Raw genomic sequence first — 10,864 nt, forward strand, 5'->3', positions numbered from 1 at the left:
TGCCCTTAGTGTTCGGCGCTTGTCAGTAGTAGCTGCTGTAGAGGCTCGGTGGTTCTGGCGGTGTGTGAATATCCTTCAAACGATCCTGGAGGGTATAGCGGGCATAGAGGGAGATATGGTTCGGTTCGTAAAAGTCTGCCCGTTGTATATCCGCGCTGAGTCCCAGATACCAGTGATCAGAAATCCGTTTTTCAAGCGCCATTTCCACGCTGTAACCAAAACCGCTGCCGCTGCGATTACTACCCCCGAGCAGGTAGGGTGCGTCTAGGGAGGAAGTCGAGTGAGAAACAGAAAGCTGCAATAAATATGATAAATCCTTGCCTCTGCGGCCATAGAAGCGAACCGGGAGGGAGATGGAATCGTAACGCTGGGGGCTGTAATAGCCACCGTGGTTCAGAGTGAATTCCTCGAGGTTTTTATCATAGGCCAGGTGGGTGCCGTTCAAGCCGATCCGCAACTGGCGATCTTCTTCGTTTAGGACCCGCCAATAAAGACCGCCCATCAGTCCCAGGCGGGTATTGTCTTCAACATCGTCGCCGGTGAGCTGGTGATATTGAAAGCTCGTCCATATACCAAGCCGTTTACCCTGGTCGAAACTGGTACCCAATTTCACGCCGGTTCTCAGTACACCGCCCCAGTTTTTGCCGGCTCTGGTAAGCGCTGTATCAGGAACGTCCATGCCGGCGTAGGAAAGCACAGAGCCCGTTTCGGGGCGTTGGGATACAGTGAAGCTCCAGCCGAGGGATTTGAACTTGCTGTCAAATTCGAGGCCACCCACCCAGCTTGAAGAGTCAAAACCCAGTGGCGTACTGCCGATGTCGGCCCGCCAGTGTTCAGCAATCCAGCCAATCCCTAAGGCAATCCCGGTGTCTGATTTTGAAAAGGGAATGTCGAGTCTGCCAGTACCGCTAGGGTCGGGATCAATGTAATCGCGCTTGCCGGAAGTGACTGACACATAATCAACTCGGGCTAACAGGTGACCACTCTGTTCAGGAAACGGTAGTAGCATTTCCACGGGAATCTGGCTGTAGTTATCGCGCCCCTGCTTGGTGTTGTAATCCAGGCCAAACAGAATATGGCCATCGTTTTTCTCCTGGGCGCGATCAATTCCCGCTTTTAAACTGCGGCTTAACCAGTCGTCGCTGGCGGTGTCGTACAGTTGGCGGTAGTCATCGTCTGTTGAATCAGCGTGTAACTTCAGTCCTGAAAAACCGAGGCTTTCCATGCTTTGCCAATCTTGATTTTGTTCCGCAACCAGCATGCCATCCCGAAGCAGAATGGCGTCAATATTGGGTCGTTGCGATAATTCAGCGAGCAATTTGGCGCTTTTATCTTTGAGCTTGAGCTGTTGAAAAGTACTGGCTAACTCGACTAAGTCTTCCGGGGGTAAAGATTGCTGTTGAGCCATGAGCAGGTCGGATTGCTGCTGGAAAAAAGCCTGCTTCTCTTTTAGTTTTGACGCGTTACGAAGGGCAGCAATTTTTGCTTTGGTTTGGTATTTGCCCGGCAAGTTTGACGCTTGGGAAAAGTTTGACAGTGCCAGCAAATGATCGCCTTCGCGCTCTTGATATTCCCCCTGCATGAATTTAAACCGGGCTTGAAGCTGCATAAGTTGCTGTGCATCTTCATAGGAATAGTTAAGCATGCTGATGCTGGCAAACCAGCGTTCAAACTTTGCAAAGCTCGCTGTTTTTAACAGAATTTCGCCATAGCTTAACTTGGTATCCAGAAGCCAATCGCGGCGAATAAAGATAGTGTCGAGTACGGCTCTTGCCTGCTGGTTTTCGCCTTTGCTTAACCACAATTCCGCAATACGGATTTGTGCTTCAGGAATATCTCGGAATTGTTCAGCAAGTCTTTGCAGTTCTTGTTCGGATGGAGAGTCGCTATTGTTCTTTTGAATTTTTTGTAGTGCGAGATCGACGCGGATGCGTTGTAAATTGCGGGATATTGCCGGGCTGCGCTCGGCATCGGGTATGGATTCCAGTTGGGCGACGGCATCTGCAATTTTACCTTGCTGGGAAAGGTAAAGTCCGTAAGCAAATTTCATGTCGGGCTGTGGCATTTCTGCCGCCCACGTCTGCATCAGTTGATCAGCTTGCTCAGTTTTGCCTAGCTGGATAAAGGCCTCGGCGATTTGTTTTTTATCCCAAGGTGAAAGGGGAGAAAGCTGTAATAATGTCGAAAGCGACGTTAAGGCGGCGTTGGTATTGTTGCCGGCAAGCTGCTGCTCCAAATCAGAAAATTGCTGATCTTTCTGTAAAGATTGCTCTAGTTCTGAAAGCTGTTTTTGTTGGGAGGGCGCAAGCTGTGCGATGAATCGCTGGGCAGATTCCAGACCCCGGTGTTGGTATTCATATTCAACGCGTGAGTTCAGTAAATCTTTTGCTGTGGGGTTGCGCCGCAACGCCTGGTTATAAAAATGCAGCGCTTGTTCGTCCTGGTACTGCGATGCAGCTAACTCAGCGAGCCGTAAATATCCGGTGTAATTGTCGGGTTGGATTCGATTGGCTTTGTGGAATGCTGATCGTGCTGATTCGGTTCGGCCGGCACTGAAAAAGCGCTGCCCTTCTTTTATTGATGCCCAGTACGATGCGGTTTTTACCAAACTTTGCCATTTACCTTGCCGGTCCGGGTCACGATTATAAAAAAGCGCTTGCTCGAAATAATATTGAGCCAGCTTCTGGTTGCCCCGGTTAAGTTCAATATGACCTAAGCCGCCGAGAATTTCCGGATCGTTGCCTCGTCCTTGGTGGGCAAAATCAAGCAGTGATTCGGCTTTGCGATAATTTTCAGCATCAAGTGCAGCGAGGCCATTTTTCATTGCGCGATAATACGGGTTCCGAAGGCGCAACTGCTCTTCAGCAAATTCCACTTCAGCACGTTTGAGGCTTTGCTGTATTTGACGGTCGTTGGGGTAGCGCTGAGCCAATTCCTGATAAGCAGACAAGGTTTGCGTATTGAGGGGGCGGCTTTCCAATATATTCAGCCATGCGCTTGCGGCACGTCGCCCGGTGCTTTCACCGTAAGCCAGTCGACGAAAGGTGCTTTCTGCCTCGCGCAGGTATTTTGCGTTGCGGGCGAGGTGATTTGCTTTGGCTAACTCTAGTTGAGCGATATTGGGGTATAGCTGATTCAGCGCTTCCAGGCGTGAGCGAACGCTGCGCCAGTAACGGGGAATGCGTCCTTTTAACTCCAGGTATTCCAGTTCCAACGACAAAACGGGAATGCTGGTGGGGAATACCTCGTCGAACTTGTTCACTGCTTCGTCCAGTCTTCCGGCGGCAGTTAGTAAGCGGATGTTTTGCAGTTGGTTTTGTTTGTCTCGATACAAGCTAATGAGCCGGGCAAGTTGCTGCTCAAGTTCAGTGTTAGAACTACTGAGTCGCATCTGATTCAGTAGTGTTTCGGCCTTGGGAACCTCGTCTTCCAGCAACGCCAGGTAAGCCTGATAAAACAGGGTATAGGGGGCGTTAGGTGCGATGGCAGATTGCTGACGAAGGTGTGAGCGGAGTAGATCATGACGATTCAACAGGTCGGCAATTTTAATTTGTTTCAGCAGTGGAGAATCTTGCTGATTTTGTGTCTCGTGGGCATCAATCAGGCCAGGCTCGGCTTGAACTTGAAGTGGCTTACCCATTTTATCTTGGTCACTAGACGCTGGCTGCTGATCTTTGTTATTCGAAATATGTTGTATTGCTACACTGGCGGCGGCAATGGATAAGCCAAGTAGCGCAATTCGCCCAAGGCGCACCCCGGCTACTTGCATGCTTTACTCCAATCAGTCTGTAATTCTCCGGTTTGAGAAAACTGGTAGCGTTCAGGCCAAGCCAGAGCGAATAAGCTCAGAACACGATTGTAGTAGTCCGTATGAACAGGGCTGTTGGCAAGCCCTTCTATCACACGTGCTTTCTGGTGTTTTGCTAATTCGCTTTTGTTGCTGGCCGTGAGCATGGGTAATAGTGCGGCTGAAAAACCATAGGGGCCGATACCGCTTGCTTGGCCGGAAATCACCTGGGTTTTTTCCGGCGGGGCAGTGTGTTTTTTAGTCAGCGCCAACATCGGCTGCATTTTTGCGAGCAGTGTTGAGCGCTCTGGATGTTCCGAGTGCAGCATCCCCGCCCAGAGATAAGTTCGGATGGCGTCATAACTGCCCACGGTGCCGGAGAGTTTGATTTTTCCCTCAGCCAGTTCAGCCCAGTCGGGCATCAATCCCATCGGCATAAGCTGTGGAAGCAGTTTGGCGCTATTGTCTCTTATTTCTGGCCAGGCCGAGTGAGGCAGTAAGTTGGCAAGCCGATCCAGCACTTGAAGGGGTAAATAACTTGGGTTGATGCGATAAACCTGTTGCTTGCTGACAAAGCCGTGAGAGGACGGCAAAAGTTGTTTACCAAAGCCGGGTATTTCTGTGCTTTCTTCCTTGCTGACTCGATTGGCCAGAAGATAGCCAAGGGTTTTATATCTGGCGTTATCCCATAATTTCCCCGCTTCAAGCAGGGTGTAGGCCATCCATACATCGGCATCCGAGGCGGGATTGGTATCCAGCACTTGCCAGTTTTGTTCTGATTTTCCCCACAGCCAGGCGGGGAGGGTGGCGGTCATATCGCCATCAAACAAATGCTGTTCTGTCCATTTGAGCAGCGTTTTAAAGCGAGCTTGGTCATTGGCTACCAGCGCGAAAAACAAGGCGTAAGCCTGTCCTTCCGAAGTGGTAATTTGCCGTGAATCTGAGCCATCTATAACCCGGCCCTGCGCTATGTAATCTTCAGCAAATTGTTGCCACTGCGGCCAGTCGCAATCCGCCGCCTGAATTGTGGTGATGGTCAGCATTAGGCCGATAAAAGCGATAAGGCGGCTCATTAATCCTCGTCGTCCAGATTCAGGCGGCGTGCCGACATGCTGGATAGTAGTCGCCACAGGGTAATGGCAAGAATAATTATTAACAGTAGCGAAAGTGCGACAAGAAGAAGTGGGTGGTTGGAGAAGTGATACCAGATCAATTTGAACACGGGTAGTTTGCCAACAAAGTAGGTGTCTCCTACCTGAAAACTTTGTATATCAGTGTTACGGATGCTGGCGACCGAGCCAAAAAATTTACCGTGGCTGCTTGGGTCCAATAAAGCCTTGCTGATTAGAGAAAAATTTTCTATCGCATTGGTTTGCAGAATAACGGTACTGCGCTTTCTGTTTAGGGGTGATTGCGAACCGCTGAGGGTTGCAATATCGCCATCGGCATAGAGACTGATATCGACAACCGGTGTTCTTTTGTCAGAGCTGGACCAGTGCCCAAACAGTTCACGCTTTTCATACCTGGGCCGCTTTAATTCCCGCAAAGAGTTGTCCAGCAGCAAGGCGGCATCGCGATTGCCGTACAAGGTATTAGGCAGATCGGTGGCGAGCTGGATAGCTAAGATATCTTTGTTCTGTAGCTGCTTCTCGTTCCACTGGTCTGTCACCGTGAGCCCAACTCCGGGGTAACCGGTACTGGCCCCCATATGCCCGGCAATATTTAGCAGGGTTTCTACCTCGGAACGGCTTGCCTCTGGGCGAATTACTATCGCCGTTTCGGAAAGGTCGGCCATACGGCTAAACGGATAAGCAGCTGAGACAAAGGCATGCAAATTAGGCATTTCCATGTAGTGAGGGAACCCCCGGAAATCCAGGCTGCTGTCGCCACTGATCGAGGCTTTAGTCTGGCCTGCGGGGAGCGTCATACAGTTGCCTTCGGAGTTAGATGTAAATGCAAATTCAAAGGCCAGTTGATTTTGGGTTCCGACTCGGAAAGCGGGGATTCGGATATCGCCTTCTTGTTTGAAAAGACGGTTATCCAGCATGGGAATGCGAAAGAGCTTGTCTTCCTTTTCTTGGCCGCTAGAGGTCAGTTTGAAGCTTTGCACAAACTGATCGTTTAGATAGAAATTAAGTTTGGAGTCACCCAGGTTGCTTGCTGTAGGCGAGTAGCGGAAATTGAGATCAAGAGGAATGCCCCGGCTTTGCCAGGTGAATAGGTCAGGTGGTAGGCGCAGCGAAACTTTAATGGGTGCAGGTAGGCGTCCGATGGTTTCCAATTCACTGGGAGAACTAATCAGTTCAGCCAGTTTTACCGGGCGATCTGTTCGAATCCAGTTGGGGGCGTCATAGGGTTTTCGGGGTGCCAGTTCGGTAATCTGTTTGATGGTTGCGATTGAGCCGCTTAAGAGTGGATTACCCAGTGCGAGCGCCGATACAGCGGTAAGCAAGTCTTCGCTGTCTCGCCCCTGAATCAGTAGTAGTTTGATATAGGGATTCTCTGGGTGGCTGATTAATTGCAAGGTCGGTTGATCGACTTTGGGCAGGTCAGCAAGGAATTTCGGGCGATTGTCATTGCTGGCAAAGACTAGCGCATGTTGTTGGGGCAGCGTGTCGATTAACACAGGAAATTGGCTGCCGCGCCACGTGGCAAGCGATCCGAAGTAAGAGCTGGCCACCGCCGCGGCCTGTATTGCTTTGATGTCGTACTGCTCGCCAAAGACGACAGGCAAGGTTACAGCAGAAAAATCATTTTTATCAAAAAACGGTGCGGGTAACAGAGCTAATTCATTGCTCAGTTTCAGTTTGCGGCTATTGAGGTGCAGTGTGCTGGCTTGGCTGATTTCGGTCCAGATGCTTGGATCGTCCGGGTTCCAGCATTCTTTGTTCAGGTGACCAATAAACTCGATCCGAATTTGGTTGTAGCTGCTGAAATAGCGCGGATCCAACTTGATTGAGTAATTTTGTGACTGCCCGATTTCGCTTTTGCGATAGGGAATGGCTTGCATGAATTCGTCATTGAGGTAGACCTTTAAATGAGAGAGGGTCTCTAGCAAGGCGGGCGAAGTCGAAATTTTTAAGTCCAGCTCCGCAGATTCGATAATCTCATCCAGCCGTGAACCAAAGCCCAGAACTACCTGGCTGCCACTGCCTTTGAGATTTTGCGAGCGGCTATGCCCAAGTTTGTTGAGGTCTAGGGTGTAATTCTGGCGGGGAGCGGTGTCGGTTTTTGAGTGCTCGGTTGTCATTTTTGACGATACTGCGGCATGGCCAAGCATGGGATTAAGTACGAGCTGCGAGAGAAAAATCAGGCCCAGACAAGTACGGCTGACGCTTGTGATTTTGAACAATACTCCTCGCCTTGATGCCATTCCGGTGGAAGCGTGTTCTGTAGACCTTGGCTCAACGGGTCTTGGATGAATAAATTTGGGCTTAGTAAACATGTTGTCCTCAGTTCGAGAAATGGCGAGCTGATTGAATGCGGGTCGGCAGATAACTGTAAATTTTATCGCGGACGGCTTGGTAAAAATAATAAATCTGTGGAAGCGGCTTTGGCCCTATCTCCAGGAACTGCTGGTAGCCACGCAGACTTGCGGCAGCAATTTGCTTAAAACTAAAGCCGGGGCGGTCATAGTGAAAGCCCCCGCGGGATTTAATCCAGTTGTCAGAGCGAGCAAATGTGCACTGCACATAGCGCGTCATTTCCTGGTGATCAAGATACTGTAATTGCAGCCCGGCTACGGTGTTATTAGAAAACATAACTTTGGCCGAGAAGGCAAAATACTCGCCAGCTCGCTCCATAATGACATCCAATATTTGCCCTTCTTCAAGGGCGCTTGTGGCTTCGTGTTCTATGCGCATGCCATTAAATGAAAAATCGCGCAACCGGGCGCTTAGGCGATGTCCACTTGGCAGAGCGAGGGAAACAGGGATATCAGCCACGACTCGGGGTGTACTCCGAATTTGTTTTAACTCCCTTGCTACGGCAGCGGCGGCCCCTAACAGCAGAAGGTTGTAGAGAGTCCAGGCCATGTTTACCAGTACCGCCGCGATTTCGGTTTCGGGGCCAAAAGCAAGACGAAAGCCACCCCAGATACAGCCGAGTACATTGAGTGCGATCAAGAGCAGATAAGGCTTGGAAATCACCCAGTCAAAATACTCTTCGTCGATTCTCCCACCTTTGGCAGTGACATTAAACGTGCCTTTGTGGGGAGCGAACAAGGCGACGATGGTTGGCCGGGCTACATACCAGGCTAATACGGTTTCATAGACCTCGCCCCAGAACGAGTAGCGGTATTTTCCATGTACTTTCGAATTCACAAGGGACGAGTGAAACATGTGAGGGATGACATACAGCAGCAACAAACCTGCGGGGGCATAGATGACGTAGGTATGCAATAAAAGGAAAACTAACGGTGCCGTCAGAAAGATCAGCCGCGGTATGCCCGAAAGGAAATGCATCATTGCGTTGAAATAGCATAGGCGTTGATGCCACTTTAGGCCGGGGCCGCGCAGGGGGTTATCCAACCGCAAAATCTGGGTCATGCCTCTGGCCCAGCGAATGCGCTGGCCGATATGGGCAGAGAGGGTTTCGGTCGCAAGCCCGGCTGAAATTGGCACTCGAAGATAAGCAGAGTTATAGCCTTTGCGGTGCAGCCGCAGTGAGGTATGGGCATCTTCGGTCACTGTTTCAACGGCAATACCGCCAATTTCTTCCAGTGGTATTCTGCGAATAATCGCGCAGGAACCGCAAAAAAAACTGCCATTCCAAAGGTCATTGCCATCTTGGGTTAGGCCATAAAACAAGGTGCCTTCACTGGGAACTTGATGGAAGTGACTGAGGTTGCGTTCAAAGGGATCGGGAGAATAAAAGTGGTGGGGGGTTTGAATTAGTGCCAGTTTTGGGTCTTTGAGAAACCAGCCCATAGATAACTGGAAGAAACCCCGGGTGGGGATATGATCACAGTCGAAGATGGCAACGTATTCCCCGGTAGTTTGCTTGAGTGCGTAATTGATATTGCCGGCCTTGGCGTGCTCATTGGTAGGGCGGCGGATATAGTTTATGCCGACGTCTTTGGCAAAGTCTTTGAAAGTGTCGCGCTTGCCATCGTCAAGCAGGTGAATTTCAAACTTGTCTCTGGGCCAGTCCAAGCCTAAGCAAGCATAGATCGTGGCTTTCACTACATCGAGAGGTTCATTGTAGGTCGGTATAAAAATATCCAGCTTTGGCCAGTCCTGTTCGTTTCCTGGGAGTGGGACAGGATTGCGGCGCAGTGGCCAGATATTTTGAAAATATCCTAGAAGTAGCACGATCCATGCGTAAATCTCTGCCGCTACAATTAATAGCCCGAAAAAGAGGCCAAGGGCGTCATCCCAGTTGAGGCTGTTGTTTAAACGCCACCAGAGGTAACGGCTGGAAACGATAACCGATAGCACCATGAGTAGCATGGTTGAAAAACGCCCTGAAACCTGCCGCAGTAGAGCGGCAACCAGTAGCAGTACGCAGACATAGATGGTTTGTGCCTGATAATCCATGGGGACGCTAATGCAGAGCAACATAGCACAGCCAACAATAATGCCGAGCATCTGCTGTTGGGTGCGGGATAGGGCTTTGTCGCTTGCTGGATTATAACTTTGGTGAAGGCTGAGTTTCTTTTCAGCCCGCATAATTCCCCACCTAATTAGCGCCGTGCTCTTAAACAGCCAATGGACAGATCGGAGGTCTCCGGGGGTATACGCCTTGGGTAAAGGCGGTTTAAACGCAGGCTGAGTATCAGAGGGCGTTTGCCGGATACAAATTAACCAGGCTCCTTGAATTAGTAGACGCAGGGGGTCACCCCAGCGGGGGCGGCTGAAGTTCACTTTGGGAAATAGTGTTGCCGGTGCTGACCAGGTAGTGCGACCGGCAATCTGCGATTGCAGGAAAAGCCATGAGAACCCAAGCCAAAGCAAGACAGTAAATCGCCCGATGTTGTTGAAATGGCTTGTTTCGTGACGGAAAACCTCAAACATGTTTTCCAAGCGGTCTGCTTGCCTTACATCCAGGTAACGAGACAGGCCGCGAATATTTGGGTACTCACGGGTCATTTTGCCACTCGCCACAGGTTTTCACAGCAATGGGCCAGTGCAAGAAATTCTTTGCTGGCCTGACTTGCCGGTGCATAGCTGACCACAGTTTGGAGGTGTGCGCAGGCTTCGGCCACGGTGATGTCCTGCGACAGGGCTATTGGCAGTATCTGCTCGTGGAATTCGGTTTGAATAACCAGTCGTAAATCGTGATGAAGTTGAGATTCAGGTCGCTGCATATTGAGTAGCAGGAGTGCGGAATAATCGCGCCAGTCCGGATGATTTTTTAACAAACTGTAATCCGGGGCAGAGGGCGTGAGAGTGGTTATGAGGCGAGCGTTAAGTGTGAACAGTTCCTTGAGATATTGATACTCCGCCCATGCCCATTTCTGTGTTGAAATCGTCGGGCAGTCGATAATCAAAAAGTCCACGCCTTTCAGCTTGGCCAGTGTCTTACTGAGTAGTTCCGGTTTGGACGACAAGATGGCATTTAGCCGATACCTCTCTTCCAGTTTCAGGCTGCCATAGGGCAGCATCCAGCGTCCATCATTACTTTGAAAGGCGGCGTTGCTGAAATCGTGTCCATCGAGAAGGGCTTGGCCCCAGCCACGCGAAGAACGGGGGTCAATACCAAAGTAGAGGCTGGTGGTATTGCTGTCGTTTAAGTCCAGGGTCAGGGTTTGGTGGCCATTTTTCTGTAAGGTCGCGGCCAGGTTTGCGGTCACGCTGCTGTTACCGACTCCGCCGCGGCATCCTGAAAACAGCAGGGTTTTCATTTTTCAGCTTCCTCTGCGCCTGACGGTAAGTCTGTGCCCTTGCTTAGTAATTGCAGTAGCGGCCAGCGGGCCAGCGCGTGTTGGTAATCTTTGCGGCGGGCTATTTCGTGGTAGGGCAGCGCATCTTGTTGCAGCGAGCGGTAGGTAAATGCGATGTCATGGCTTGGTTCTACCACCCTTATCTCCTTGATTTTATGATTGAAATAAACGTCAATATTCCCTCAGGGTGAGCA

General features: G+C 50.5%; 6 protein-coding genes. All 6 read right to left on the reverse strand.

Translation table 11 applies throughout. The features are described 5' to 3' along the window. Window positions 1-22: 22 nt before the first annotated feature. Window positions 23-3,769 (reverse strand): cellulose synthase subunit BcsC-related outer membrane protein, encoded by a 3,747-nt coding sequence (locus tag IB286_RS01570; RefSeq protein ID WP_190761901.1) that lies wholly within the window; start codon window positions 3,767-3,769, stop codon window positions 23-25. After that, the gene (gene bcsZ / locus IB286_RS01575) at window positions 3,760-4,860 is read right to left on the reverse strand and encodes a cellulose synthase complex periplasmic endoglucanase BcsZ (protein ID WP_190761902.1); all 1,101 of its coding nucleotides are present in this window, start codon (window positions 4,858-4,860) and stop codon (window positions 3,760-3,762) included. The genes IB286_RS01570 and bcsZ overlap by 10 nt, the downstream gene beginning before the upstream one ends. Further along, entirely contained in the window at window positions 4,860-7,037 is a 2,178-nt protein-coding gene (bcsB, locus tag IB286_RS01580; protein ID WP_190761903.1) for a cellulose biosynthesis cyclic di-GMP-binding regulatory protein BcsB, read from the reverse strand. Before bcsB ends, bcsZ begins: the two co-directional genes overlap by 1 nt. Window positions 7,038-7,239: 202 nt before the next feature. Continuing rightward, complete coding sequence (bcsA, locus tag IB286_RS01585; RefSeq protein WP_223826043.1) at window positions 7,240-9,876, reverse strand: UDP-forming cellulose synthase catalytic subunit; 2,637 nt, start codon at window positions 9,874-9,876, stop codon at window positions 7,240-7,242. Continuing rightward, window positions 9,873-10,631, reverse strand: coding sequence for a cellulose biosynthesis protein BcsQ (gene bcsQ / locus IB286_RS01590; RefSeq protein WP_190761904.1), 759 nt, complete (start codon window positions 10,629-10,631; stop codon window positions 9,873-9,875). The genes bcsA and bcsQ overlap by 4 nt, the downstream gene beginning before the upstream one ends. Further along, window positions 10,628-10,807: a BcsR/BcsP family cellulose biosynthesis protein gene (bcsR, locus tag IB286_RS01595; protein ID WP_190761905.1), complete on the reverse strand. Its 180-nt coding sequence runs from the start codon at window positions 10,805-10,807 to the stop codon at window positions 10,628-10,630. Before bcsR ends, bcsQ begins: the two co-directional genes overlap by 4 nt. Window positions 10,808-10,864: the final 57 nt, after the last annotated feature.

This window comes from Spongiibacter pelagi (assembly GCF_014705705.1).
In the GTDB taxonomy this organism is placed as follows: domain Bacteria; phylum Pseudomonadota; class Gammaproteobacteria; order Pseudomonadales; family Spongiibacteraceae; genus Spongiibacter; species Spongiibacter pelagi.

Coding starts and splice junctions, on each gene's coding strand:
- bcsQ (WP_190761904.1), bottom strand. CDS start 10,631: ATGAAAACCCTGCTGTTTTCAGGATGCCGCGGCGGAGTCGGTAACAGC.
- IB286_RS01570 (WP_190761901.1), bottom strand. CDS start 3,769: ATGCAAGTAGCCGGGGTGCGCCTTGGGCGAATTGCGCTACTTGGCTTA.
- bcsZ (WP_190761902.1), bottom strand. CDS start 4,860: ATGAGCCGCCTTATCGCTTTTATCGGCCTAATGCTGACCATCACCACA.
- bcsA (WP_223826043.1), bottom strand. CDS start 9,876: ATGACCCGTGAGTACCCAAATATTCGCGGCCTGTCTCGTTACCTGGAT.
- bcsB (WP_190761903.1), bottom strand. CDS start 7,037: ATGACAACCGAGCACTCAAAAACCGACACCGCTCCCCGCCAGAATTAC.